Genomic DNA, 25819 nt, shown 5'->3' on the forward strand with positions numbered 1-25819 from the left:
TGCGCCGCCTCACCGCCAGACACGACATCTAGTGCCTATCTGTGAACTCAGGGGATAAGTTGCAAGCCGCCCGACAAGCCTCGGAAATTCCACGCAGAATCGCAAGCGCCCGGCGCCCCGCCGACGACCGTCAGACCCGTCCCGACCGCTCAAATGCGCGAGAACATGGTTACCTGTTGCTTTCCTGCCATGACCGGCCGGGCGCCTTCGCGGCCGCTCTCCGCATCCGGGCCAAACCGCCAGCGCCCAAAGGCCTTTTGGCGACCGCGCCGCTGCGAATCGGCCCGACACCGCGACGGCCTGCGATCCGGCCGCCCAGGCGAATCGACACAGCCTCACGGGGGCGGCCGTGCCGCTGCCCGAAACCTGTGGACACTGGACAGGGCCTCGCACCGACGCCATAAGTCGCCGCAACGACGGTTCGCGCCGCGCGCGGCCGCTGCCCCCTTTCGCGGGACGAGCACGATGAAAGACTGGCTGCTGCAGATCTTCACCTGGTGGAACGGCCAGACCATCGGCACGCGCTTCCACACCTGGCGCTTCGGCGAGCGCGTCGGCGAGGACGAATTCGGCAACGTCTATTACCGGACCAAGGGCGGCGTGAAGGACGGGGCGCTGGGCTATCAGCGTCGCTGGGTGATCTACAATGGCGAGGCCGAGGCGTCGAAGGTTCCGCCGGGCTGGAAGGGCTGGCTGCAGCATACGGTCGACGTCGCCCCCTCCGAGGAGCGCTACGAGCCGCGCGACTGGCAGCAGCCGCATCAGCAGAACTGGACCGGCACGGCACTGGCCTACCGTCCCAAGGGCTCGATCCTGGGCGAGGGCGAGCGCCCCGCCGCGACCGGCGACTACGAGCCCTGGACACCGGGGCGCTGAAGCCCCGCGCCGCGCGGGCGATCGCCCTTTTTCCGCTGCGTTTGGCGTGTTACTGCGCGCCGACGCGGCTTGCCCGCGCCGTTGCAGAGATTCGCCACACAGCCATGCCGTCGCCCTCCCGCTTTCCGGCCCTGGCCGGCCTGGTTTCGACCGCGCTTCTGTCGCTCGCGCTGACCGGCCCGGCCGCGGCCGACCGCATCCGCAACCCGACCGCCGTCTTCGCCGGGCTCGACAAGATCACCGGCCGCATCATCTCCTTCGAGGTCGCGGTCGACGAGACCGTGCAGTTCGGCGCCTTGCAGCTGACGCCGCGGGTCTGCTGGACGCGGCCTCCCACCGAGGCGCCGCAGACGACGAGCTTCACCGAGGTCGACGAGGTCACCTTCAAGAACGAGTACCGGCGCATCTTCACCGGGTGGATGTATGCCGCCAGCCCGGGCCTGCATGGCGTCGAGCATGCGATCTACGACGTCTGGCTGACCGACTGCAAAGGCGGAACCGAGCTCGTGGTCGATCCCAAGGAGCCCGAGGCTCCGATTCCCGAAGAGCCGCGCCGGCCGCGCAACCCCGCCCGCGACGTCAACCAGCAGCCCGGCCTGCCGCCTCCGGGCGGACGGGGCGACATCCTGCCGCCGCCCGGTCAGCGCATCGACGTGGCCCCGCCGCAGGGCGTCCCGGTCGCGCCGCGCCAGGCGCCGACCCAGCGCTTCTTCCCGACCAATCCCGGCCGCGACCCGGCCGGCGGCAACTGATCGCCCTTCAGGCGGCCGTGACGTTCGCCACGGCCTGCGCGCCCGAGACGTGCTGGCCCGGCGACCAGACGGCCGCGTCGCCCGGCGCCGCCAGCGCCCGCTCGAGCAGCAGCTGATAGGCCGCGCGCGGTACCTCCTGCGTGCCGAACTGCGCCAGATGGGCGGTCTGGAACTGCGCGTCGAGCAGCCTGTAGCCGCCCAGACGCAACCGCGCCACGAGATGCACCAGCGCGACCTTCGAGGCATCGGTCTCGCGGTGGAACATGCTCTCGCCGAAGAAGGCCCCGCCCAGCGCCAGCCCGTAGAGACCGCCGACCAGCCGCCTCTCGCGCCAGCACTCGACCGTATGGACATGGCCGATGCGGAACAGCGCGCCGAAGATGTCGCGGATGCGGCGGTTGATCCAGGTGTCCGGGCGGTCGGGCCGCGGCTCGGCGCAGGCCGCGATCACCGCCTCGAAATCGCTGTCGACACGGACCTCGAACCGCTCAGAGCGGACGGTTCGCGCCAGCCGTGACGACAGGTGGAAGCCGTCGAGCGGAATGACGCCGCGCAGATCCGGCTCGACCCAGAACAGGTTGGGGTCGTCAGCGGTCTCCGCCATCGGGAAAATGCCGGCCGCATAGGCGCGCAGCATGATCTCGGGCGTGATGTCGGGCGTGCGCACGGGGATGGAGCGTGCCTTCATGGGCGCAGGGGAGCGCGGGCGGGCGCGGGAGTCAAACGGCTGTCCAACGATCGTCAGCCCTCATCCTGAGGAGCGCTCCGCAGGAGCGCGTCTCGAAGGATGGTCCAGGAGGATCCTGAGACATCTGGAGCATCCTTCGAGACGCCGCTTCGCGGCTCCTGAGGATGAGGTCCCGAGAGATTCGACCGTTCAGGCGCCGCCCGTCTCGTCCATCCCGCCGGCGGCGAGAAACTTCTCGAGCCAGTGGATGTTGTAGTCGCCGTTCAGGATGTCCGGGTTGCGCACAAGCGTGCGGAACAGCGGCAGCGTCGTGTCGACGCCGTCGACGACGAACTCGTCCAGCGAACGGCGCAGCCGCATCAGGCATTCGGCCCGGTTGCGGCCATGCACGATCAGCTTGCCGACGAGCGAGTCGTAATGCGGCGGGATGACATAGCCCTGATAGGCCGCCGAATCGACGCGCACGCCGAGACCGCCCGGCGTGTGGAAGGAGACGATCTTGCCCGGCGAGGGCCGGAAGGTCGCGTGATGCTCGGCATTGACGCGGCATTCGATGGCATGGCCCTCGATGACGACGTCCTTCTGCTGGATCGAGAGCGGCAGGCCCGCAGCGATCCGGATCTGCTCGTTGACGAGGTCGATCCCGGTGATCATCTCGGTCACCGGATGCTCGACCTGGATCCGGGTGTTCATCTCGATGAAATAGAACTCGCCATCCTCGTAGAGGAACTCGATCGTTCCGGCGCCGCGGTACTGCAGCTTGGACATCGCGGCCGCGCAGATCGCGCCGATCCGGTCGCGCTCGCCGGCATTGAGCGCGGGCGAGGGGCCTTCCTCCCAGACCTTCTGATGGCGTCGCTGCAGCGAGCAGTCGCGCTCGCCGAGATGGATCGCATGACCCTGGCCGTCGCCCAGCACCTGGATCTCGATATGGCGCGGCTTTTCGAGATACTTCTCGATGTAGACCGCATCATCGCCGAAATTGGCCTTGGCCTCGGTGCGCGCGGTCGAGAGCGCGACGGACATCTCGTCCTCGCTGCGCACGACCTTCATGCCCTTGCCGCCGCCGCCGGACGCCGCCTTGATGATGATCGGAAAGCCGATCTCGGCCGCGATCTTCAGCGCCTCGCCGTCATCGGTGACGCCGCCTTCCGAGCCCGGCACGCAGGGGATGCCGAGCGCCTTGGCCGTGCGCTTGGCCTCGATCTTGTCGCCCATCGACCGGATATGCTCGGCCTTGGGGCCGATGAAGGTGATGTTGTGGCGCTCGAGGATCTCGGCGAAGCGGGCATTCTCGGAGAGAAAGCCATAGCCGGGATGCACGGCGTCGGCGCCGGTGATCTCGCAGGCCGCGATCAGGGCGGGAATGTTGAGATAGCTCTCGCGGGCGCTCGGCGGGCCGATGCAGACGCTCTCGTCGGCGAGGCGCACATGCATGGCGTTGGCGTCGGCCGTGGAATGGACCGCGACCGTGGCGATGCCGAGTTCCTTGGCCGCGCGCAGCACGCGCAGCGCGATCTCTCCGCGGTTGGCGATCAGGATCTTGTCGAACATCTTGCGCTCGCCGTTTGCCGGGCCGCTCACTCGATCACCAGAAGCGGCTCGCCATATTCGACGGGCTGCCCATCCTCGACCATGATGGCCACGACCGTCCCGGCGCGGGGCGCGACGATGTCGTTGAAGGTCTTCATCGCCTCGACCAGCAGCACGCGCTCGCCCGCCTTCACGACGGAGCCGATCTCGACGAAGGGCTTGGCGTCCGGCGAAGGCCGGCGATAGGCGGTGCCGACCATCGGGGAGGGCACGGTGCCGGGATGCGCGGCGGCCTTCGCATCGGTGGGCACAGCCGGGGCGGCGGCGGCCGGCGCCGCAGCGAGCACCGGAGCGGCGGCCGCGGGCACCTGGACGGTGGCCGTGATGGTGCGGGCGACGCGTACGCGCAGATCGCCCTTTTCGACCTCGATCTCGGTGAGATCGGTCTCGTTCAGAAGCTGCGCGAGTTCGCGGACCAGTTCGGGGTCGATCGGGCTCTTGGTCGCCATGGCGGTTTCACCGTCTTCGTGGTCTTGGATCGGGCGCGGGCGCCCGCAGGGGATGAGGGGTGCGGGGATCAGGCCGCCGGCTTCGCCGCCCGCTTCTGCAGAAGCGGCACGATCGCGTCGAAAGCAAGGTCGTAGCTGGCCACGCCGAAGCCGCAGATCACGCCGACGCAGACCGGCGCCATATAGGAATGGTGCCGAAACTCTTCGCGGGCGTGGACGTTCGAGACATGGACTTCGATCGCCAGCGCATCGGTGCCCTTGATCGCATCGCGCAGCGCGACCGAGGTGTGCGTGTAGGCGCCGGCATTGATGATGACGCCCGCGCCGGCCAGGCCGGCCTGCTGGATGAAGGTGACGAGCTCGCCCTCGTAATTGGTCTGCCGGAACACGAGCTCGACGCCGGCGGCCTGTGCCCTGGCCTTCAGCCGCTCCTCGACGCCCGCCAGCGTCACCGCGCCATAGGTGGCGGGTTCGCGGGTGCCGAGCAGGTTGAGATTGGGACCGTTGAGGACGTGGACGGCGACCATGGCGCGGTTGTTTCCGGCGCCGCCCAAGGCGGCGGACGCCGCCCTCATAGACGCTGCGGGCCGGCAGGGGAAGCCTGCCGGAGCGTCAGGCGCACAGGGCCGTCAGCCGCTGCAGTTCGTCTTGCCGCATTTGCGGACGGCCTCGATCTTCTGCTTGAGGGCCGGGGCACCGATGGCCCCGAACACGACCTCGTCACCGAGGATGAAGGCCGGCGTGCCGGTGAGGCCGAGCCGGTCGCCCAGCGCGATCGTGTCCTCGATCACGCCCTTGGTCTGGGCCGACTCCATCTCCTTCTTCAGCCGCTCGATGTCGGCGCCGGCTTCCTTGGCGACCTCGAGCGCCTTGGCGGCATTGATGCGGCCTTTCGTAGCCATCAGCTTGTTGTGGAAATCGAAGTACTTCTGCCCCTGGAGCTGGGTCATCGCCGCCACCGCGACGCGGCTCGCCTCGACCGAATCGGGCCCGAGGATCGGGAAGTCCTTGATCACCACCCTGAGCTTCGGATCCTCCTTCACGAGGATGCGGACGTCCTCGACCGCCCTTTTGCAGAAGCCGCAGTTGTAATCCATGAACTCGATGATGGTGACGTCGCCCTGCGGGTTGCCGACGATCGCCGACGTGGCCGGATCGGTCAGGCGGGCCTTCTCCGCGGTCACCGCGCCGCGCTGCGCATCGGCCTGCGCCACGGCATTGCGCCGCTCGAGTTCGATCAGCGCTTCCTGGATCAGTTCCGGGTTCTGCAGCAGCGTCTCGCGAATCAGCTCGACGACCGCCTTGCGCTGATCCGCGCTGAGGCCCGGCGCGGGCGTCGTGCCCTGCGCCAGCACGGGCGCGGCAGCCGCGGCGAGGCCCAGGCCGAGCACGAGGGCCGGCAGCAGGCGGGCGAGCCGCCGGGGCAGGGTGGAAAGGGCCATCGGGTGTTCCTTCTCGGTTCCGGCGCGTGACCGGTTCTGATGCTGGGTCGCTTCTCGGCGCTCCCGGCGCGGGCGTCAATTCACAGCTTTGCCACCGGTTGCGGGGCCGGGACGCCTCGGCTACGCCCGCCGGGACGCCAACCTGCTCGGGACGAGACGATGCCAGACACCGCCACGCCATCCGCTCCTGGCCCGCAGGAAACGCGGCAGCCCGCGGCACGCGCCGCGCGCGTCCAGCCCTTCATCGTCATGGACGTGATGAACCAGGCGGCTGCGATCGAGCGGGGCGGCGGCTCGGTCGTCCACATGGAGGTCGGCCAGCCCTCGGCGCCGACGCCGGCCTCGATCCGCGCCGCCGCGGCGCGCGCGCTCGAGCATGGCCGCATCGGATACACCCAGGCGCTGGGCACGGATTCGCTGAGGGCTCGCATCGCCCGACATTACGGCGAAGCCTATGGCGTCGATGTGGCGGCCGAGCGCGTCGTGGTCACGACCGGCTCCTCGGGCGGCTTCATCCTCGCCTTCCTCGCCTGCTTCCAGCCCGGCGCGCGCATCGCCATCACCGCCCCTGGCTATCCGGCCTATCGCAACATCCTGATCGCACTGGGCCTCGAGCCGGTGGCGATCGAGGTCGGCCCCGAGACGCGCTTTGCCCTGACGCCGGACCTCATCGCCCGCGCCCATCGCGAGAAGCCACTGGCGGGCGTGCTGACGATGAGCCCGGCCAATCCGACCGGCGTCGTGATGGCGCCCGACGCCATCGCCGCCGTGGCCGCGGAGTGCCGCCGGCTCGGCCTCTGGTATATCTCGGACGAAATCTACCACGGGCTGACCTACGACCAGCCGGCGACGACGGCGCTGTCGGCCGACCCCGACGCGATCATCGTCAACTCCTTCTCGAAGTACTACTGCATGACCGGTTGGCGCGTCGGCTGGCTGGTCGTGCCGCAGCGGCTCGTGCGCACCATTGAGCGGCTGCAGCAGAACCTCTCGATCTCGGTGCCCTATCTGAGCCAGGTCGCGGGCGAGGCCGCGTTCGAGGCGACCGCCGAATGCGAGGCGATCAAGGCCGGTTATGCGGAAAACCGCGCCTATCTGCTGGAGGCGCTGCCAAAGATCGGGCTCGGCGATTTCCTGCCCGTCGACGGCGCCTTCTACATCTATTGCGACATCGGCCGATATTCCAATGATTCCATGAGCTTCTGCCGCGATGTTCTGAATGGCGCCGGCGTCGCGATCACGCCCGGACTGGATTTCGACGAAGGCCGCGGCGCCCGCACGGTCCGGCTATCCTTCGCCGGTTCGCTGGGAGAGTGCGAGGAGGCGGTGGCGCGGATGGGCACCTGGCTGCAGCGGAGCATCTAGCCAGCGCTTGCCAAGGCCCCCATCACAGCGCCAAATCGCGCTGACGCTGGGGAGTGTGACGGCATGGCTTCGGGATTGGTGAGTCGCGGATTGATCGCGGCGCTGGGGGCTATCGGCCTCGTCCTGGCGATGGCGCCTTCGGGCCGGGCGCAAGCGCCAGCACAGCCGCCGGTCATCCTGACGCTCACCGGCGAAGAGGCCCCCGACACTGTCCGCCGCATGGTCGAGGCCCTGTCGCGCGAGGGGCGCCAGGTCGAAATCCGGATCTCAGGCACCGCACCGGCCAAGGCCGGCACCGCTGCATCGAAGCCGGAGCCCAAGGCGATCGCCGCGGCGGAGACCGCGGAGACGACGATCGACGCGCTGGTCGACCACATTGTCGAGGGCATCGACTACGGCACGGCCTCCGTTCCGCGCATCGGCGAACTGGGGCAGGACTGGGAGCGGGCCTGGCTGGCAAATCGCAACGGAACGACCGGCCCCTCGGCCTCCGCGCGCATCGGCCTGATCATCCTCCTGGCCCTGGCGGTCGCGGGCGCGTTCCGTCTGGCCAGCGCCAGCTGGTTCCGCCGCAGGATGCAGCCGGCGTCAGAGACGTTCACGGCGCGGCTCGTCGCATCCTCCTGGGGGCTCCTGCAGGATGGAGCGACGATCCTGCTGGCGCTGATGCTGGCCAGGCTCTGCCGCAACCTCTGGCTGCCCGAGGCGGACCTCGCCTCGATCGCGCTGACGACGCTTGCAAACGGCGCGGCGATCGGCGCGGTCTATGCCGCGGTCGGGCGCTTCCTGCTCGCGCCCGGCGCCGACCAGCGGCGGCTGATGCCGATGCCGCGGGCCGAGCGGCATTTCAGGCTGCTTATGGTCTATGCGGTGGTGACCCCCGTCATCATCGTCGTGCTGCTGCTGGCCGGGCGCGTCGGCTCCGGGCCCCATCCCTTGGCCGGCCTGCTGCTGCTGTCGGGGCTGGTGGCGCTGCTGTTCAAGCTCTGGTGGTTCCACGACATGCGCCGCGACCTCGCCGCGCTGATACTCGGCGGCTCGGACTCGCCGGGCCCCTGGCGCAGGCTGATCGCGCTGGCCGCGCCCTGGTTCTACATGGCGACCGCGGTCGTCCTCTGGGCCGTCGGCCGCGCGGCGGCGATGATGTCCGATGGCGGGCGCTGGGCGGAAGCCGCGGCGATCACCCAGACGGCGATCGTCATCATTCCCATCATCGCCGTCGGAATCGGCAGTTTCGTCGACTGTCGCGCCGCGCGCCGGGCCGTGACCACCGGGGCGACGCCGCTCTCGAAGGCGGCCGGCGCCGCGTTCCGGGCGGCGGCGGTCGGCGTGCTCTGGGCCGCCGGCTTCTATGTCGTGGCCAGGCTCTGGGCGGGGCTGCTCGTGGGAATGAGCACGGCCCAGTTCGGCACGGTCTCGCGACAGGCTGCGGGCGTGGCCGTCTTCGCCTTCGCCGGCTGGGTGGCGCTGGTCTTCCTGCGCGTCTTCTTCGACGCCTGCGCCCCGAAGCGCCGCGCCTCGGGGCCGATGGAGGAAGAAGAGGAGGGGCACGCCGACAGCGTCCCGTCCCGCCTCGCCACGGTGCTGCCGGTGCTGCGGGGCGTGGTGCTGGGCGCGGTGCTCGGCCTCACCATCCTGATCGTGCTGTCGCGCCTGGGCGTCGATATCGGCCCGCTGCTCGCTGGCTTCGGCATCCTGGGCCTGGCCCTCTCCTTCGGCTCGCAGGCCCTCGTGCGCGACATCGTCTCCGGCGTCTTCTTCATGCTGGAGGACGCCTTCCGCGTCGGCGAATATGTCGACACCGGCCGGCTGAAGGGCACGGTCGAGAAGATCTCGCTGCGTTCGATGCAGCTGCGCCACCAGAGCGGGCAGATCCACACCATCCCCTTCGGCCAGATCCAGCAGCTGACCAATGCCAGCCGCGACTGGGCGACGATCAAGTTCAACGTCCGGCTCGATCACTCGGCCGACATCGAGCAGGCCCGCAAGACGATCAAGAAGGTGGGGCTGGCCCTGCTCGAAGACCCCGAATTCGGGCCACACTTCATCGCCCAGCTCAAGATGCAGGGCGTTGCCGACATCACCGACAGCGCCGTCGTGATCCGGCTGAAATTCACCGCCAAGCCGGCACAGGCCTCGACGCTGCAGCGCGAGGCCCTGAAGCGGGTCTATCGCGCCCTGAACGAGGCCAAGGTGCCCTTCGCCTCGAATGCGGTGACCGTGCGCGGCGGGGAGGGTAGCTCGACCTCGGGCGCCGCCGCGATCGCCGCCGTCCCGCCGCCGAGCCCGCTGGCGCCGGCGGCCGGCTGATCGCTGCTCCGCTCAAGAAAAAGGCCGCTGCGGTGTCCCGCAGCGGCCCTTGGTTCGTCAGCCTCGGCCGGCCAGCTTGTTCCACCAGCCGCCGCGCTTCGGGCGGTCCGGATCGGGCGGGGTCAGCACCACCGCGACCGGCTCCTCGATCACCCGCGGCGCGGGGGCCGGAGCAGGCTCGGGCTCCGCGACGGGAGCGGCTTCCACCGGCGCCGGCGCTTCGGGCGCGGCAACAGCCGCGACCGGCTCGGAAGCCTCGCCAGCTTCGGTGATCGGCACGACCTTCTTGCGCGAGCGGCTGCGCTTGGGCTTCTCGGCCTCGACGGGCGCGGGCTCGACCTCGGCTGCAGGAGCCTCGGCGATGACCGTCTCCGCGGCGGCCTCGAGCGGCTGCTCCGCCTCGCCCTTCGGCTTGCGACCGCGGCGGGCGCGCTTGGGCTTCTCCTCGGCGATCGGCTCAGCAGCAGCGGCTTCCGGTTCGGCGTTGACGGCAACCGGCTCGGATGCGGTCACGCGATCCTCGGCGACGCCATCCGCAGACGATTCCCCGCCGTCCTCGTCACCCTCGTCGTCGCCGCCATCGGCCTCGTCGCTGCCGCCGTCGAGACGCACGCCATTGGCGTCACGCTCGCCGCCACGCCGGCGCCGCCGGCGACGACGGCGCTTGCGCCCGCCTTCGCCGCGCTCGCCCTCGGCCTTGTCCTCGCGGCCGGCGGTGGCCACGGCCTCGGTCGGGCCGACATCGTTTTCGGCGTCCTGCGCCTCGGCTTCGGCGGCTGCGTCGAGCGCGTCCTCGTCGAGATCGGACAGCACCGCTTCCGCCTTGATCGCGGACGGAACGATGCGGCCCTCATTGCCGACGAACTCGCCGCGCTCAACCTCGAAGTAGCGGGTGCCGAGCAGCGTCGCATCGGTGTTGATGGTCACGGCGATGTTGAAGCGCGCCTCCAGATCGGCGAGATGCGCGCGCTTCTGGTTGAGCACGTAGAGCGCCACCTCCGGCCGCGTCCGGACATTGAGGTTGTGCGAGGCGCTCTTGATCAAGGTCTCCTCCAGCGCGCGCAGGATCTGCAGCGACACCGAGGAGGCCGAGCGCATCATGCCGGCGCCGGCGCAATGCGGGCAGGGCACGGAGGAGCTCTCGAGCACGCCGGTGCGGATGCGCTGGCGCGACATCTCGAGCAGGCCGAAGGCCGAGATGCGGCCGACCTGAATGCGGGCGCGATCGTCCTTCAGGCACTCCTTGAGCTTCTTCTCGACCGCGCGGTTGTTGCGGTTCTCCTCCATGTCGATGAAATCGATCACGATGAGACCGGCGAGGTCGCGCAGGCGCAGCTGGCGGGAGATCTCCTCCGCCGCTTCGAGATTGGTCTTGAGCGCCGTGTCCTCGATGTTGTGCTCGCGGGTCGAGCGCCCGGAGTTGATGTCGATGGCGACCAGCGCTTCCGTCTGGTTGATGACGATGTAGCCGCCGGACTTCAGCGTCACGGTGTTGGAGAACATCGCGTCGAGCTGGCTCTCGATCCCGAAGGAGGCGAAGAGCGGCGTCTGCTCGCGATAGGCCTTCACGCTCTTGGCATGGCTCGGCATGAGCATGCGCATGAAGTCCTTGGCCTCGCGATAGGCCTCGTCGCCGGCGACGTGAACCTCGTCGATGTCCTTGTTGTAGAGGTCGCGGATCGAGCGCTTGACGAGGTTGCCCTCCTCATAGACCAGCGCGGGCGCGACGGAGGCGAGCGTCAGCTCGCGCACGCTTTCCCACATCCGCATCAGATATTCGTAGTCGCGCCGGATCTCGACCTTGGTGCGCGAGGCGCCCGCGGTCCGCAGGATCAGGCCCATCCCCTCGGGAACCTCGAGCTCCTGGGCGATTTCCTTGAGCCGCTTGCGATCCTCGGCATTGGTGATCTTGCGCGAGATGCCGCCGCCCTTGCCGGTGTTCGGCATCAGCACCGAATAGCGGCCGGCGAGCGACAGATAGGTGGTCAGCGCCGCGCCCTTGTTGCCGCGCTCTTCCTTGACGACCTGCACCAGGATGATCTGGCGGCGCTTGATCACCTCCTGGATCTTGTACTGGCGGCGCGAGCTGCGCTGCGGGCGCTCCGGCATGTCGTCGAGGGCGTCGCCGCCGCCGAGCTGCTCGGGCTCCTCGTGATCGCCGTCGTCCTGGCCGTTCTCGTCGCCCGAATCGTCCGACTCGCCGTCGTCTTGGCCGTTGTCATCGTCCCGGTCGCGGGCCTCGGCTGCGGAAGCATCCTCGCCACCGGTGGTCTCAAAGGTCAGCGGCGCGGCGTTCTCGACCGAATCCTCGGACGCCGATTCGGCGATGGCGGGAGCGAACTGCTCGCCGAAGGCCGGAGCGCCCTCGCTGACCATCGCGGCTTCCTTGCCATCGGTCTCGACGGCCTCGGCGCTGACGGTCTCGTCGGTCGCGGCCTTCTTGGCGCGCCCGTCACGGTCGCCCCGGCGACCACGGTCGCGGCGGCCGCGCTTCTCGCGCTTCTCCTCGTCGCGCTCGTCCTCGCGGTCGGCGCGGGCCTCGTCGGCCAGCAGGGCCTGCCGGTCGGCGACCGGAATCTGGTAGTAATCGGGATGGATCTCGGAGAAGGCGAGGAAGCCGTGACGGTTGCCGCCATACTCGACGAAGGCCGCCTGGAGCGAGGGCTCCACACGCGTCACCTTGGCGAGATAGATGTTGCCCCGGAGGGGCTTGCGGCTGGCAGCCTCGAAATCAAATTCCTCGATCCGCGATCCGCGGACCACCACGACCCGGGTCTCTTCCGGGTGGGTGGCGTCGATGAGCATCTTGTTGGCCATAGGTACGTTCCATGGGCGCGGCCGCCAGCGATACCCGCCGGGCTGCGGACAGAGGTCCGTGGCCGCGGGCAGGGGCGCCGCGCTGAAGCCGGCGAGCGCCGGCGTGTTGCAGGAGCAAAAGCCGGCGAATGCCGGCATCTGAGACGGGGAAGTGTTCGATCGAGACAGAAGAGCGGCTCGGGAAAGCCGGCCGGGCGAAAGCCCCGGCGCAGTCCCGCAGGTATTGACGATTCACCGTTGAATTATGCGGCGTCGTATGCCCCGACATCTGTCCTGACCTGCGGCCCACCTGCCTCGGAAGGCGAGGCGCACCGCGTTTGCACGCTCGCGAGACGCTGGCCTGATGCTGTGGAACACGGGCACCGGGCGCCGGCCGTCTGCGGACGATCCATTGTGGCTGCCCTCTTGCAGTCTGACCCCGGACGCCGACGGGTCAACGGACCCGGATGCGCACCATGGGCGGCCTTGCAATGCAACCGTCCCCATTACAGACAGGTGACCGTGATTTGCAAGTCACATCGCGTCGGAGCCGCTGTGCGGTCTGCGCAGCCCGGTTCACCGCGGGGGCGCCCCGTGGTAACGGCCTGTTAGGAAGTCGCGTCGCTATGGTTAAGCCTTGGTGACGACAGCTCGGGAAGATGGACCTGACGCCTCCTTCGCTCATGGCCGGAATTGCGGCGCGGATCCGTCGGGTCCTGCGCCCTGCGTGCCTTGGGCTCGGCATTCTCGCGGGCATTGCCGCGCTGGCACCGGCCGTCTCCAACAATCGCCCGCAGAACGACTTTCCGGTCGCGACCGACGCCAAGCTGGAGCAGATCGGCGAAACCGTTCGCCTGACCATGGCGCTGTCGCGCCCGCTCGACGTGAAGGCCTGGGTGCTCTCGGGCCCCGACCGTGTCGTGATCGATCTGCCCTCGACCAATTTCCAGGTACAGCCGGCCGTCGCCCGCAAGAGCGTGGGCGTCGTCGGCGCCTTCCGATTCGGGCTGTTCACCACCGACCGTGCCCGCATCATCATCGAGCTCACCCAGCCAGCCGTGGTCGCCAAGGCGGAGTCACGCCCGGTGCGCGGCGGCTTCGGTGAGCTGGTCATCGAATTGCGACGCACCAGCCGCGCCGAGTTCGCGGCGGCCGTCGCGCAGGCGCCGATCCCCGAGGCCGCCCCCGCGACCGCCGCCCCGGTGCCGCCCAAGCCCACGGGCGAGACGCGCCAGACGGTCGTGATCGACCCTGGCCATGGCGGAATCGACCCCGGCGCCGTCGTCGCCGCGATCGCCGAGAAGAACGTCGTGCTCGCCTTCGGCGCGAAGCTCAAGGAGCAGCTCGAGGCCAGTGGCCGCTACCGCGTGCTGATGACCCGCGAGGACGACCGCTTCGTCCCGCTGGCGGAGCGCGTCGGCATCGCCCGGGCGGCCGGCGCCGATCTCTTCATCTCGATCCATGCCGATTCGCTGACGCAGGCCCAAGAGGTCCGCGGCGCGACGGTCTACACCGGCTCGGAACGCGCGACCGACGCCGAGGCCGCGCGCCTCGCCGCCAAGGAGAACCAGTCGGACGCGGTGGCGGGGCTGGATGCCAGCGAAGACACGCAGGACGTCGCCGGGATCCTGATGGACCTCGCCAAACGCGAAACGCGGACCTTCTCCTCGGTATTCGCGCGCAATCTGGTCGAGACGCTCGGCGGCTCGGTGAAGATGCACAAGGTCCCGCTGCGGTCGGCCGGGTTTCGCGTCCTGAGCGCGCCCGACGTGCCCTCGGTGCTGATCGAGCTCGGCTACATGTCGAGCCCGAAGGACGCCGAGCTGCTCAATTCCGCCGAATGGCGCATCAAGGCGGTGACCGCAGTCGCGGCCGCGGTCGATGGCTATTTCCTCAACGCGCGGGCGCCGGCCGGCAAGGCGGCCGACAACCGCCGGTGAGCGCGGCGCCGGCAGCGCGCGTCGCGACGAAGCGTCATGTGGTTGCGAGGCCACGGTTTGGCCATGTGGGTCATGTTATAGAGCTGATTTGAAGCGGGCCGGCCGGCTGCGATACCGGCGGTCCGCGAAGCAAGGGCCAGGGCCTGAGATGCGGTTTATCCTGCGACTTTTCGGTTGGTTGTTCGCCGCCGGCGCCATCGTCTTCGTGATTGGCGCCGCCGTCGCGGGCGGCCTGCTCTGGCACTACTCCAAGGACCTGCCCGATTCGGCGCAGCTGCGGAACTACGAGCCGCCGGTGATGACCCGCGTCCATGCCGGCGACGGCTCGCTGATCGCCGAATTCGCGCGCGAGCGGCGCCTCTATCTGCCGATCCAGGCGGTTCCGAAGCTCGTCATCGACGCCTATCTCTCGGCCGAGGACAAGAACTTCTACAAGCATGTCGGCGTCGACCCGGAAGGCCTGGTGCGCGCTGCGATCACCAACTTCCGCAACCGCGCCGCCGGCCGGCGGCCGCAGGGTGCCTCGACCATCACCCAGCAGGTGGCGAAGAACTTCCTCGTCGGCTCCGAGCAGAACATCGAGCGCAAGATTCGCGAGGCGCTGGTCGCGCTGCGAATCGAGTCGACCTATTCCAAGGACAAGATCCTCGAGCTCTACCTGAACGAGATCTATCTCGGTGCGCCGGCGCCGGGGCAGGGCAGCTACGGCATCGCCGCCGCCGCGCTGAACTATTTCGGCAAGTCGGTCCACGAGCTGAACCTGCACGAGGCCGCCTATCTCGCGGCCCTGCCGAAGGCGCCGACCGACCTGCACCCGTTCCGCAACCGCGAGCGCGCCATCGAGCGCCGCAACTACGTCATCGACCGCATGGTCGAGAACGGGTTCGTCAAGCGCGAGATCGGCGAGACCGCGAAGAAGCAGCCGCTCGGCGTCAACCCGCGGACCGTCTCGCCCAACAACATCGCCGCCGGCTATTTCGCCGAGGAGATCCGCCGCGAGCTGCAGGACCGCTATGGCGAGAAGAAGCTGCTCGAGGGCGGCCTCTCGGTGCGCGCCACCGTCGACCCCAAGATGCAGCTGATGGCGCGCAAGGCGCTCGTCGACGGCCTCGTGCGTTTCGACGAGGCGCGCGGCTGGCGCGGCGCGATCCAGAAGCTCGAGCTCTCCGCCCGCGACTGGGGCCTCGCCATCGGCGAGCTTCCGGTGCTGGGCGATGTCGCGCCCTGGCGGCTGGCCGTCGTCCTCGACGTCGCCGGCGACAGCGCCCGCCTCGGCCTGCACCCGCTGCGCGAAACCTCGGGCCACCTCAAGAACGACCGCGAGACGGTCACCCTCGGCGCCGAAGGCATCAAGTGGACGCGCCGCGCCCGCGTCTCGCAGGCCGTCGCGGTCGGCGACGTCGTCTATGTCGAGCCGATGGAGAATCGCCCCGGCCAGGTGCGCCTGCGCCAGCTGCCGGAGGTCAACGGCGCGATCACCGTGATGGACCCGTTCTCGGGCCGCGTTCTGGCGATGGTCGGCGGCTTCAGCCACGACCAGTCGGAGTTCAACCGCGCCACGCAGGCGATGCGCCAGCCCGGCTCCTCGTTCAAGCCCTTCGTCTACGCCACGGCCCTGGACAACGGCTACACGCCGTCCTCGATCGTCCTCGACGCGCCCGTCGAGATCGACCAGGGCGGCGGGCTGGGCATGTGGCGGCCGGACAATTACGACGGCAAGTCGACCGGCCCGCGCACGCTGCGCTACGGCATCCAGTTCTCGAAGAACCTGATGACGGTGCGCCTCGCCAAGGATGTCGGCATGCCGCTGATCGCGGAATATGCCCGCCGCTTCGGCGTCTATGACGACATGCTCCCGGTGCTCTCGATGTCGCTGGGCGCCGGCGAGACCACGGTCATGCGCATGACCGCCGGCTACGCCATGCTCGTCAACGGCGGCAAGAAGATCCGGCCGACGCTGATCGACCGCATCCAGGACCGCTGGGGCGCGACCATCTTCCGCCACGACCAGCGCGTCTGCGAAGGCTGCAGCGCCGACAAATGGGCCGACCAGCGCGAGCCGCGCCTGATCGACAACCGCGACCAGGTGCTCGACCCGCTGACCGCCTACCAGATGGTCTCGATTATGGAGAGCGTCGTCAACGCCGGCACCGCGACCGTGGTCAAGTCGGTCGGCAAGCCGCTCGCGGGCAAGACCGGCACGACCAACGACGCCAAGGACGTCTGGTTCGTCGGCTTCTCGCCTGACCTCGCGGTCGGCGTCTACATGGGCTTCGACAAGCCGAAGTCGCTCGGCACCTCGGCCACCGCCGGCCAGTATGCCGCGCCGATCTTCCGGGACTTCATGATGGCGGCGCTCAAGGACAAGCCGGCGACGCCGTTCCGCGTTCCCGCCGGCATCAAGCTGATCCGCGTCGACCCCAAGACCGGCATGCGCTCGGGCGGCGAGGGCGGAATCCTCGAGGCCTTCAAGCCGGGCACGGCGCCGCCCGACAGCTATTCGGTCATCGGCGCGGCCGGCGACGGCCTGACGCCCTTCAGCGTCGCCCCCGGCGGCGGTCGCGCCGTCGGCTCCGGCACCGGCGGGCTCTACTGACGTCCGCTCCAGCGACGGGCCTGCCATGAGGGCGAGCATGACGGGCTCGCCCGTCATGCCGTTTACACCGGGCCCGTTCCCGCTTATCCCGACGCCAGATTCATCAAGGCCTATCGCATGCGCCCAGAAATCCAGACGCAACTCGACAACGCCAAGCAGTCGATCGGACTGCTGAGGAGGCATCTTTGACTGGGATCAAGCCCAGCGCCGCCTCGCTGAACTGAACGCCCTCTCGGAGGGCCCCGACTTCTGGAACGACGCCGACGCCGCGCAGAAGCTGATGCGCGAGCGAACCTCGCTCGAAACCCAGATCGAGGGAATCCTCAAGCTCGAGCGCGACCTCGACGACGCCCTGACCTTCATCGAGCTCGGCGAGATGGAGGACGACGCCGCCTCGATCGCCGAGGGTGAGGCCGGCATCAAGGCCGTCGAGGTCGAATCCGCGCGGCTGCAGGTCGAGACTCTGCTCTCGGGCGAGGCCGACATGCTCGACACCTATCTCGAAATCCATCCCGGCGCCGGTGGAACCGAGAGCCAGGACTGGGCCGAGATGCTGCTGCGCATGTATCGGCGCTGGGGCGAGCGGCGGAAGTTCAAGGTCGAGACGCTCGAATACCAGGACGGCGACACCGCCGGCATCAAGTCCGCGACGCTGCAGTTCAAGGGCCACAATGCCTATGGCTGGCTGAAGACGGAGAGCGGCGTGCACCGGCTGGTGCGGATCTCGCCCTTCGACTCCAATGCGCGGCGCCAGACCTCCTTCGCCTCGGTCTGGGTCTATCCCGTCGTCGACGACCGCATTGTCATCGAGATCAACGAATCGGATTGCCGGATCGACACCTACCGCGCCCAGGGAGCGGGCGGGCAGCACATCAACACCACTGATTCGGCCGTGCGCATCACGCACATCCCGTCTGGCATCGCGGTGTCCTGCCAGCAGGAGCGCTCCCAGCATAAGAACAAGGCCAAGGCCTGGGACATGCTGCGCGCGCGACTCTACGAGGTCGAGCTGAAGAAGCGCGAGGACAAGGCCAATGCCGAGCAGGCGTCCAAGACCGACATCGGCTGGGGTCACCAGATTCGCTCCTATGTGCTCCAGCCCTATCAGCTGGTGAAGGACCTGCGGACCGGCGTGGCTTCGACCGCTCCGTCCGAGGTTCTCGACGGCGCGCTCGATCCCTTCATGGAGGCCTCGCTGGCGCAGCGCGTCTACGGGACCGAAGTCGAGGTCGAGGACATCGACTGAGCCAAGGCGGGCGCGTCCTGCGCGGGCTTCCCCGCAGCGCGACGCGCCGCCTGGCGATTTCCGCTCTCCGGCCCGATCGACTAGCGTCCTGCCGCATCCGTCGCGGAGCCGCCCCATGACGCTGCCCAACCTCATCACCGTCGCCCGGCTGCTGATGGTGCCGCTCGCGATCATGATGATCCTCGACGGGCGCTGGATGCCGGCCTTCCTCGTCTTCGCCCTGGCTGGGCTGTCCGATGCGGTCGACGGCTATCTCGCCCGCCGCTTCGCCATGGCGAGCGATCTCGGCGCCTATCTCGATCCGATTGCCGACAAGGCGCTGATCGTCTCGATTTACGTCACGCTCGCGCTCGTCGGCGCGGTTCCGCCCTGGCTCGTGGTGCTCGTGGTCTCGCGCGACGTCATGATCGTGGCGGCGGTGATCCTGTCGTGGATGATGAGCAAGCCGCTGCCGATCGCGCCGTTCCTGGTCAGCAAGCTCAACACCCTGGCCCAGCTCCTCTTTGCCGCACTGCTGCTCGGCTCGCGCGCCTTCGGCTTCGAGCCCGGGCTCGCGATCGGGATCGGCTCGGGGGTGGTGGCGCTGTTGACGCTCGCCTCGATGGCGGCCTATCTCGCCTTCTGGCTGCGCCACATGGCGGCGTGACCGCGCCACGGTGCCGTCCCCGGCACGGCGTTTCTCCGCGAGGTCTTGGAACCTTCACCCCGCCGTTCCATGTCTCGACGGCACCACCGGATCCGCGAAAGGCCAGACGATGACACTGCAACGCCAAATCGGGTTCTGGCTGCTGTCCTTGGCGGTGCTCGTGCTGTTCCTCGTCGTGTTCCGCGACGTCCTGCTGCCCTTCATCGCGGCCCTGGCGCTGGCCTATCTGCTCGATCCGCTCGCCGACCGCCTGGAGCGGATCGGGATGAGCCGGCTCGCCGCCACGATCGTCATCCTCGTGGTCTTCCTCATCATCTTCGTGCTCGCGCTGGTGCTGCTGGTGCCGCTGCTCGGCCAGCAGCTGGCGGGGCTGGTGGCGCGGCTGCCGGCGGATGCGCAGCGCCTGCAGACTCTGGTGCTGGAGCAGGGCGGCCCCTGGCTCGAGCGCTTCGGCGGCACGAAGCTCACCGAGGAGGCCCAGAACTCGCTCGGCAACCTCGTCGGCGAGGCGACCAAATGGGTCGGCAGCGTGCTCCAGTCGCTCTGGACCGGCGGCACCGCCATCGTCGGGGTGTTCTCGCTGCTCGTGCTGACGCCCGTGATCGCCTTCTACCTGCTGGTCGACTGGGACCGGATGATGACGACGGTCGATGGCTGGCTGCCGCTCGAGCACCGCGAGACGATCCGCGGCCTGCTGCAGGAGATGGACGTCGCCATCGCCGGCTTCCTGCGCGGACAGGCCCTGGTCTGCCTGCTGCTCGGCATCTTCTATGCGGTGGGCCTGACCTTGCTCGGCGTCAATTTCGGCGCCCTGATCGGCATCATCTCGGGGCTGTTGTCCTTCATTCCCTATGTCGGCTCGCTGACGGGGCTCGTGCTGTCGGTCGGCGTCGCCATCGTCCAGTTCTGGCCGGACTGGACCTGGCCGCTGGCGACGCTGGCCGTCTTCGCCGCCGGGCAGTTCCTCGAGGGCAATATCTTCCAGCCGAAATTCGTCGGCGACTCGATCGGCGTCCACCCGGTCTGGCTGATGTTCGCGCTGCTCGCCTTCGGCTCGCTTTTCGGCTTCGTCGGGCTGCTGCTGGCCGTGCCGCTCGCGGCGGTCATCGGCGTGCTCTGCCGCTTCGCCCTGCGGCAATACCTCGCCAGCAACATCTACCATGGCGGTGATGCGACCAAGGCCGCAGCCGTTCAGGCGCGCCTCGAGACCGATGCCTGAGCAGCCCACCCGTCCGCGCCAGCTCGCCTTCGACCTGCCGGTCGACAGCCGCCATGGTGTCGAGGACTTCCTGATCGGGCCGTCCAACGAGGCCGCCTACGGGCTGGTTGAAGCCTGGCCGCACTGGCCCGAGGCCTGGCTGCGCCTGACCGGGCCGGAAGGCGCCGGCAAGACCCATCTCGCCGCCATCTGGGCCAAGCGTGCCCATGCCTGGACCGTGCCGGCGGCGGAGGTGGTGGATGCGAAGGTGCCCCATCTGGTCTCCGGCGGGGCACTGGTTGTCGAGGATTGCGACCGTGGGCTCGAGGACGAAGCGGCGCTGTTCCACCTGATGAACGCGGTCAAGGCGAGGGGCGGGCACCTCCTGCTGACCGCCCGGGCCGCGCCCGATCAATGGGGGCTGCGCGTGCCGGATCTGCTGTCGCGGCTGCGGCTGGCGCCGGAGGCCCGGATCGAGCCGCCCGACGACGCGCTCCTGCGCGCCGTCCTGGTCAAGCTCTTCATCGACCGCCAGCTCGTGGTCGACACCATGATCATCGAGATGCTCGCCCTGCGGATGGAGCGCTCTTTCGCGGCGGCGCGCGCTCTGGTCGACCTGCTCGACAAGCTGTCGCTCGAGCGCGGGCGCCGCGTCACGCGGCCCCTCGCGGCCGAGGCGCTGGAGCGCCTCTACGCCGAGGACTGAAGCCGCCTCAGCCCAGACGGCGCGGGGCCGCCTCGACGGGAAGCGCGACGAGCCGCGCATGCATCGCCTCGACCAGCAGCTCATGGGCCCTGTTGGCGATGGCGTCGAGCGACGGCGTCTTGACGAACATCGCGGCGGCCTTGGCGTTGAGCTGCTCGCGGCTGGGCAGGACGGGCAGCTGCCAGCTCGAGGCATCCCACTGCGCCCAGGCCTCGGCGGCCTGGCTCTGGATCTCCGCGAAGCGGTCGCCGGCGCGTTCCTGCAGATCGGCCAGCGCCGCCCGCAGCTCGGCCAGCGTCAGGCTCGGCCAGTGCAGCTCGGGCAGAGCGGGTGTCGCCGCATAGGCCTCGCGGAAGGCGCTGACGACCCGATCGACCGGGACGGACGCCGCCAGCCGCTCGGCGGAGCGCTCGATCACGCGCGGGGGCAGCGCCTGCGAGCGCTCGATCACCGCCTGCGGCGGCTGCTTCAGGTCCCAGACGAGGCGCAGCTTCGAGAGCCCGAGGATGATGTAGTAGGTCGGGTCGATCTGCCACCAGCGGAAGCCCTGGCGGACGCTGTACTGGTAGGCATGGTGGTTGTTGTGCCAGCCCTCGCCCATGGTGATGATGGCGAGCCACCAGTTGTTGCGGCTTTCGTCGCCGGTCACATAGTCCTTGTCGCCATGCACATGGGCGAGCGAGTTGATGCAGAAGGTGGCGTGGTAGACGGCCACCGTCGACCAGAAGAAGCCGACGAAGAGCCCCGCCCAGCCGTCGATGACGTAGCAGAGCACCGCCAGCAGCACGGCCGGAGTCAGCTCGAAACGGTGCAGCCAGCGCAGCTCCGGGAACTTCGTCAGATCCTGAATCGTCGAATCGTCGAAGACGTGGTGGTCGCGGCTGAAGATCCAGCCGACATGCGAATAGGCGAAGGAGGTCTGCACCGGCGAGTGCACGTCGTGCTCGGTGTCGGCATAGCGGTGGTGATGGCGATGCTTGGACGCCCACCAGAACACGCTCTTCTGCGCCGTCGACTGCGCCAGCACCGCCAGCACGAACTGGCCGATTCGGCTGGTCCTGTAGGTGCGATGCGAGAAATAGCGGTGGTAGCCGCCCGTCACGGCGAACATCCGCAGCCAGTAGAGGCCGATGGCGAGCCAGACCGAGGTCGCGGTGACCCCGCTCCAGAGGGCACCGAAACAGGCCAGATGCGCGAGAATGAAGGGAATGGCGGACGGGTAGACGATGTCGCCATCGTCACGATGGGAAGAGCTGCTCAAAACGGCCTCTGTCGAATCCAGACGGCGCAGGTTCGGCCGCCCGGGGATGGGGTCCCCGCGGCGGCACGAAACAGGAGCGGGCGGCGCCACGCAAGGGGGCCTGGCGACGCAGGCACATTCGCCGGCCCCTGCAGCCGGAAATGACATGGTTGTCATCGAACCGTCACGCTACGGTGGCTGAAGACGCTCAGGGAGACGACCGTGGCCAGAGCAGCGACCGGAACGAGAGCCAAGCGCATGAACACGCAACCGAGCGTCATCGAGGCTGCGCATCCCGTTCCCGCCGAGGAGCAGGCGCCGCTGCGCGAATCGCCGGCCCGCTTCATGAACCGCGAATTGTCCTGGCTGCAGTTCAACCGGCGGGTCATGGAGGAGGCTTCCAACCGAAACCACCCGCTGCTCGAGCAGCTGCGCTTCCTGTCGATCTCGGCCGCCAATCTCGACGAGTTCTTCATGGTCCGCGTCTCCGGCCTGCGCGAGCAGCTCAAGGCCGGCGTCGTCACGCCGAGCCAGGACGGGCTGACCCCGGCCGCGCAGCTCGCCGAGCTCGGCAAGGCCGTCGCCGCGCTGACCGGTGACCAGCAGGCGCGCTGGGTCGAGCTGAAGCGTGACCTGCACGAGAACCGCATCCATCTGCTTGGTCCCGGCGACATCGGCCCGGCCGAGCGGGTCTGGCTCGAGGATTACTTCCTCAACTACGTCTTCCCGGTGCTGACGCCGCTGGCGATCGACCCGGCCCATCCCTTCCCGTTCATTCCCAATCTCGGCTTCACGCTGGCGCTGGCGCTGGAGCGGATCAGCGACGGGCGCCAGCTCGATGCGCTGATCCGCGTGCCGATCAAGATGGACCGCTTCATCGAGCTGCCGGACCTCGCCCGCGAGGAACTGCGGCGCTTCATCACGCTCGAGGATGCGGTCTCGCTGTTCATCGGCAAGCTGTTCCCCGGCTACGACGTCAAGGGGACCGGTTCGTTCCGGGTCATCCGCGACACCGATCTCGACGTCGAGGAGGAGGCGGAGGACCTGGTCCGCGTCTTCGAGACGATGCTGAAGCTGCGCCGGCTGGGCGTCGTCATCCGCCTCGAGATCAGCACGGGGATGCCGCCGCATCTGCGCCGGCTGATCATCCGCGAGCTCAAGGTCGACGAGGACGAGGTCGTCGAGGTCGAGGGCATGATCGGGCTCAGCGAACTGGCGCAGCTCGTCGGCGTCGACCGGCCGGACCTGAAGTTCAAGCCCTACAATGCCCGGTTCCCCGAGCGCATCCGCGAGCATGGCGGCGATTGCTTCGCCGCCATCCGGCAGAAGGACCTGCTCGTCCACCACCCCTATGAGAGCTTCGACGTCGTCGTGCAGTTCCTGCAGCAGGCGGCCCGCGATCCCAATGTCGTCGCGATCAAGCAGACGCTCTACCGCACCTCGTCGAACTCGCCGATCGTCAAGGCGCTGACGGAAGCCGCCGAGGCCGGCAAGTCGGTCACGGCGCTGGTCGAGCTCAAGGCGCGCTTCGACGAGGAGGCCAACATCCGCTGGGCCAAGGAGATGGAGCGGGCCGGCGTGCAGGTGGTCTACGGCTTCATCGAGCTGAAGACCCACGCCAAGCTGTCCCTGGTCGTGCGGCGCGAGGCCGGCCAGCTCGTCACCTACTGCCATATTGCGACCGGCAACTACCATCCGATCACGGCGCGCATCTACACCGACGTCTCCTTCTTCACCGCCGATCCGGTGATGTCGCAGGACGTGGCGCGCGTCTTCAACTTCATCACCGGCTATGCCGAGCCGGCCGAGCTGGAGAAGATGTCGGTCTCGCCCGTGGGCCTCAAGCAGCGCCTGCTCGACGACATCGCCGAGGAGGTCGCGCATGTGAAGGCGGGCCGCAAGGGCGCGATCTGGGGCAAGTGCAACTCGCTGGTCGACCCCGTCATCATCGATGCGCTCTACGATGCCAGCCAGGCCGGGGTGGAGATCGACTTCGTCGTGCGCGGCATCTGCTGCCTGCGGCCGGGCGTGCCCGGCCTGTCGGAGAACATCCGCGTCAAGTCGATCATCGGCCGCTTCCTCGAGCACACCCGCGTCTACGCCTTCGGCGGCGGCCACGGCCTGCCATCGCCCAAGGCCAAGCTCTACATCTCCTCGGCCGACCTGATGCCGCGCAATCTCGACCGCCGCGTCGAGGCGCTGACACCGATATTGAACCCGACGGTCCACCAGCAGTTGCTGGAGCAGATCATGCTGGCGAACTTCCTCGACAACGAACAGAGCTGGACGATCTTGCCCGATGGCGGCTCCCGACGCATTGTCCCGGCGCCGAACGAAGAGTCGTTCAACGCGCACAAGTATTTCATGACGAACCCGAGTCTCTCAGGACGTGGCAAATCTCTCTCCAATTCCAGCCCTCGCTCCCTCTCGCGCCGCGGGGGACGCAAGGTCTGACGCCAGGACCGCGCCCGGCCGCCTCGGGCTGGGAGCCGGCACGCTCGCCATCGTCGACATCGGGTCGAACTCGGTCCGCCTCGTCGTCTACGAGATGGTGGCGCGGGCCCCGGCCCAGGTCTTCAACGAGAAGGAGATGGCCGGTCTCGGCCGGCAGGTCGCGACCACGGGACGCCTCGCGCCCGACGCGATCGAGAAGGCGATCGGCGCGCTGGTGCGCTTCCGCATCCTCTGCGAGGCGATGAATGTCGGCGAGATCCGGGTCATCGCCACCGCCGCCGCTCGCTATGCCAGCAACGGGCCCGAGTTCATCGCCCGGGCCGAGGCGGCGATCGGCCAGCCGATCGAGCTGATCTCGGGCGACCGCGAGGCGGAACTGTCAGGCCTCGGCGTGATCTCCGGCTTCGACAATCCCGACGGCGTCGTCGGCGATCTCGGCGGCGGCAGCCTCGAGCTGATCCCGGTGGGCCGCGGCCGGGTCGGGGAGGGCGCGAGCGTCCCGCTCGGCGGCCTCGCCTTGCTCGACCGCTCGAAGAACTCGCTCAGGCTCGCCGAGAAGATCGTCAAGGACGAGCTCGACAGGCTGCCGCAGATCGACGCGATGAAGGGGCGTGACTTCTACGCCGTCGGCGGCACCTGGCGTGCGCTGGCGACCCTGCATCAGCACCAGGTGCGCTATCCTCTCAACGTCATGCATGGCTATACGCTGCCGGCCAAGGACGTCGCCGATTTCGTCAAGCTGGTCGAGCGGGCCGATCTGACCGGGCTCCCGGCCATCGACGCGGTCTCGTCGGCACGGCGTCCGCTGCTCGCCTATGGCGCGCTCGTGCTCGACGAACTGATCAAGCGCGGCAAGCCCCGCGCCGTCATCATCTCGGCCCAGGGCGTCCGCGAGGGCCTGCTGCACGAGCAGCTCTCGGAGGAGGAGCGCGCCGCCGATCCGCTGCTGCGCGCGGCCCGCGATTACAACCACCTGCGCGCACGCGACCCGCGCCACGCCGCCGAACTCATCGCCTGGAGCCGCGCCATCCTCGAGACGGCGGGGCTTGCGGGAGACGAACCCTCGCCGCGGCTGATCGAATCGGTCTGCCTGCTCTCGGATATCGGCTGGCGCGCCCATCCGGACTACCGGGGCGAGCAGAGCATGAACGTCATCGCCCATGCCTATTTCACCGGGATCGACCATGTCGGCCGGGCCTTCCTGGCGCTCGCGATCTTCCATCGCTATGCCGGGTTGAAGGCGGACTCGCCGGCCGCCAACGCCCTGAGGGCACTGCTGCCGACGCCGATCCTCGACCGGGCCCTGCTGCTGGCGGCGATCTTCCGCGTCGCCTATCTGTTGTCGGCCGGCATGGCGGGTCTGCTGCCGCGCATGCCGGCGACCTGCGTCGATGGCCGCCTGATCCTGCGGCTGCCCGAGGATCTCGGCCCACTCGCCAGCGAACGCGTCATCGGCCGCCTCAAGCAGCTCGCGAAGCTGCTGGGCCGCGACTACGAGATCGCGCGCCTCTGAGTCGGCCGC

Annotated in this window: 19 protein-coding genes; 12 read left to right on the forward strand and 7 right to left on the reverse strand. The window is 68.8% G+C overall.

Annotation, left to right across the window (positions count from 1 at the left end; all coding sequences use genetic code 11):
* Window positions 1–465: 465 nt before the first annotated feature.
* Window positions 466–876, forward strand: a complete 411-nt coding sequence (locus BSY19_RS17400; protein ID WP_069055247.1) for an NADH:ubiquinone oxidoreductase subunit NDUFA12 — start codon at window positions 466–468, stop codon at window positions 874–876.
* A gap of 104 nt (window positions 877–980) precedes the next feature.
* Window positions 981–1628 carry a DUF2155 domain-containing protein gene (locus BSY19_RS17405; protein WP_069055248.1) on the forward strand — a complete coding sequence of 216 codons (648 nt, stop codon included), beginning with the start codon at window positions 981–983 and terminating at the stop codon, window positions 1626–1628.
* 7 nt (window positions 1629–1635) lie between these two features.
* Here BSY19_RS17405 and aat read toward each other — a convergent pair whose 3' ends face one another.
* From aat to BSY19_RS17430, 5 genes are all read right to left on the reverse strand, one after another.
* Window positions 1636–2316: a leucyl/phenylalanyl-tRNA--protein transferase gene (aat, locus tag BSY19_RS17410; RefSeq protein WP_069055249.1), complete on the reverse strand. Its 681-nt coding sequence runs from the start codon at window positions 2314–2316 to the stop codon at window positions 1636–1638.
* Window positions 2317–2505: 189 nt separating this feature from the next.
* A complete protein-coding gene (accC, locus tag BSY19_RS17415) occupies window positions 2506–3870 on the reverse strand; it encodes an acetyl-CoA carboxylase biotin carboxylase subunit (RefSeq protein WP_069057202.1) in 1365 nt (454 codons plus the stop codon).
* A gap of 26 nt (window positions 3871–3896) precedes the next feature.
* Window positions 3897–4358: an acetyl-CoA carboxylase biotin carboxyl carrier protein gene (gene accB, locus BSY19_RS17420; protein WP_069055250.1), complete on the reverse strand. Its 462-nt coding sequence runs from the start codon at window positions 4356–4358 to the stop codon at window positions 3897–3899.
* Window positions 4359–4426: 68 nt separating this feature from the next.
* Complete coding sequence (gene aroQ / locus BSY19_RS17425; protein ID WP_069055251.1) at window positions 4427–4885, reverse strand: type II 3-dehydroquinate dehydratase; 459 nt, start codon at window positions 4883–4885, stop codon at window positions 4427–4429.
* Between the two features lie 102 nt (window positions 4886–4987).
* Window positions 4988–5800: a DsbA family protein gene (locus BSY19_RS17430; protein ID WP_069055252.1), complete on the reverse strand. Its 813-nt coding sequence runs from the start codon at window positions 5798–5800 to the stop codon at window positions 4988–4990.
* 159 nt (window positions 5801–5959) lie between these two features.
* On the opposite strand from BSY19_RS17430, the gene BSY19_RS17435 reads away from it, so the two are divergent.
* Window positions 5960–7165, forward strand: coding sequence for a pyridoxal phosphate-dependent aminotransferase (locus tag BSY19_RS17435; protein ID WP_069055253.1), 1206 nt, complete (start codon window positions 5960–5962; stop codon window positions 7163–7165).
* Window positions 7166–7228: 63 nt separating this feature from the next.
* Window positions 7229–9475 carry a mechanosensitive ion channel family protein gene (locus BSY19_RS17440; protein WP_083247673.1) on the forward strand — a complete coding sequence of 749 codons (2247 nt, stop codon included), beginning with the start codon at window positions 7229–7231 and terminating at the stop codon, window positions 9473–9475.
* A 57-nt stretch (window positions 9476–9532) separates the two neighbouring features.
* Here the strand turns inward: BSY19_RS17440 and BSY19_RS17445 are convergent, their stop codons facing one another.
* Window positions 9533–12292, reverse strand: coding sequence for an Rne/Rng family ribonuclease (locus BSY19_RS17445; RefSeq protein ID WP_069055255.1), 2760 nt, complete (start codon window positions 12290–12292; stop codon window positions 9533–9535).
* Between the two features lie 638 nt (window positions 12293–12930).
* Between BSY19_RS17445 and BSY19_RS17450 the strand changes: the two genes are divergently transcribed.
* The 6 genes from BSY19_RS17450 (at window position 12931) to BSY19_RS17475 (ending at window position 20603) form a co-directional block, all read left to right on the forward strand.
* A complete protein-coding gene (locus BSY19_RS17450; RefSeq protein ID WP_236840388.1) occupies window positions 12931–14211 on the forward strand; it encodes an N-acetylmuramoyl-L-alanine amidase in 1281 nt (426 codons plus the stop codon).
* A gap of 148 nt (window positions 14212–14359) precedes the next feature.
* Window positions 14360–16807, forward strand: a complete 2448-nt coding sequence (locus BSY19_RS17455) for a penicillin-binding protein 1A (RefSeq protein WP_069055256.1) — start codon at window positions 14360–14362, stop codon at window positions 16805–16807.
* Between the two features lie 117 nt (window positions 16808–16924).
* Window positions 16925–18053 (forward strand): peptide chain release factor 2 gene (gene prfB / locus BSY19_RS17460; RefSeq protein WP_150129653.1). Its coding sequence is split into 2 segments (ribosomal slippage): window positions 16925–16993 and window positions 16995–18053, totalling 1128 coding nucleotides; the frame shifts between segments, so codons are not numbered across the junction.
* Window positions 18054–18168: 115 nt separating this feature from the next.
* Entirely contained in the window at window positions 18169–18699 is a 531-nt protein-coding gene (locus tag BSY19_RS17465) for a CDP-alcohol phosphatidyltransferase family protein (protein WP_069055258.1), read from the forward strand.
* A 109-nt stretch (window positions 18700–18808) separates the two neighbouring features.
* Complete coding sequence (locus tag BSY19_RS17470) at window positions 18809–19918, forward strand: AI-2E family transporter (protein WP_069055259.1); 1110 nt, start codon at window positions 18809–18811, stop codon at window positions 19916–19918.
* Window positions 19911–20603, forward strand: a complete 693-nt coding sequence (locus BSY19_RS17475; protein WP_069055260.1) for a P-loop NTPase family protein — start codon at window positions 19911–19913, stop codon at window positions 20601–20603. Before BSY19_RS17470 ends, BSY19_RS17475 begins: the two co-directional genes overlap by 8 nt.
* A gap of 7 nt (window positions 20604–20610) precedes the next feature.
* Here the strand turns inward: BSY19_RS17475 and BSY19_RS17480 are convergent, their stop codons facing one another.
* Window positions 20611–21864, reverse strand: coding sequence for an acyl-CoA desaturase (locus tag BSY19_RS17480; protein ID WP_069055261.1), 1254 nt, complete (start codon window positions 21862–21864; stop codon window positions 20611–20613).
* A 237-nt stretch (window positions 21865–22101) separates the two neighbouring features.
* Here BSY19_RS17480 and BSY19_RS17485 point away from each other — a divergent pair, with 237 nt between their 5' ends.
* Window positions 22102–24297, forward strand: coding sequence for an RNA degradosome polyphosphate kinase (locus tag BSY19_RS17485; RefSeq protein ID WP_069055262.1), 2196 nt, complete (start codon window positions 22102–22104; stop codon window positions 24295–24297).
* Complete coding sequence (gene ppx / locus BSY19_RS17490; protein ID WP_083247675.1) at window positions 24233–25810, forward strand: exopolyphosphatase; 1578 nt, start codon at window positions 24233–24235, stop codon at window positions 25808–25810. Before BSY19_RS17485 ends, ppx begins: the two co-directional genes overlap by 65 nt.
* The last annotated feature ends 9 nt before the right edge of the window (window positions 25811–25819 follow it).

The organism is Bosea sp. RAC05 (assembly GCF_001713455.1).
In the GTDB taxonomy this organism is placed as follows: Bacteria; Pseudomonadota; Alphaproteobacteria; order Rhizobiales; family Beijerinckiaceae; genus Allobosea.

Bases quoted from the DNA above. Each gene is read 5' to 3' on its own strand.
- BSY19_RS17400 (WP_069055247.1), top strand. From the start codon at position 466: ATGAAAGACTGGCTGCTGCAGATCTTCACCTGGTGGAACGGCCAGACC.
- aroQ (WP_069055251.1), bottom strand. From the start codon at position 4,885: ATGGTCGCCGTCCACGTCCTCAACGGTCCCAATCTCAACCTGCTCGGC.
- BSY19_RS17455 (WP_069055256.1), top strand. From the start codon at position 14,360: ATGCGGTTTATCCTGCGACTTTTCGGTTGGTTGTTCGCCGCCGGCGCC.
- BSY19_RS17445 (WP_069055255.1), bottom strand. From the start codon at position 12,292: ATGGCCAACAAGATGCTCATCGACGCCACCCACCCGGAAGAGACCCGG.
- BSY19_RS17470 (WP_069055259.1), top strand. From the start codon at position 18,809: ATGACACTGCAACGCCAAATCGGGTTCTGGCTGCTGTCCTTGGCGGTG.
- BSY19_RS17475 (WP_069055260.1), top strand. From the start codon at position 19,911: ATGCCTGAGCAGCCCACCCGTCCGCGCCAGCTCGCCTTCGACCTGCCG.
- BSY19_RS17485 (WP_069055262.1), top strand. From the start codon at position 22,102: ATGAACACGCAACCGAGCGTCATCGAGGCTGCGCATCCCGTTCCCGCC.
- BSY19_RS17440 (WP_083247673.1), top strand. From the start codon at position 7,229: ATGGCTTCGGGATTGGTGAGTCGCGGATTGATCGCGGCGCTGGGGGCT.
- accB (WP_069055250.1), bottom strand. From the start codon at position 4,358: ATGGCGACCAAGAGCCCGATCGACCCCGAACTGGTCCGCGAACTCGCG.
- BSY19_RS17430 (WP_069055252.1), bottom strand. From the start codon at position 5,800: ATGGCCCTTTCCACCCTGCCCCGGCGGCTCGCCCGCCTGCTGCCGGCC.
- BSY19_RS17435 (WP_069055253.1), top strand. From the start codon at position 5,960: ATGCCAGACACCGCCACGCCATCCGCTCCTGGCCCGCAGGAAACGCGG.
- accC (WP_069057202.1), bottom strand. From the start codon at position 3,870: ATGTTCGACAAGATCCTGATCGCCAACCGCGGAGAGATCGCGCTGCGC.
- BSY19_RS17405 (WP_069055248.1), top strand. From the start codon at position 981: ATGCCGTCGCCCTCCCGCTTTCCGGCCCTGGCCGGCCTGGTTTCGACC.
- BSY19_RS17450 (WP_236840388.1), top strand. From the start codon at position 12,931: ATGGACCTGACGCCTCCTTCGCTCATGGCCGGAATTGCGGCGCGGATC.
- aat (WP_069055249.1), bottom strand. From the start codon at position 2,316: ATGAAGGCACGCTCCATCCCCGTGCGCACGCCCGACATCACGCCCGAG.
- BSY19_RS17465 (WP_069055258.1), top strand. From the start codon at position 18,169: ATGACGCTGCCCAACCTCATCACCGTCGCCCGGCTGCTGATGGTGCCG.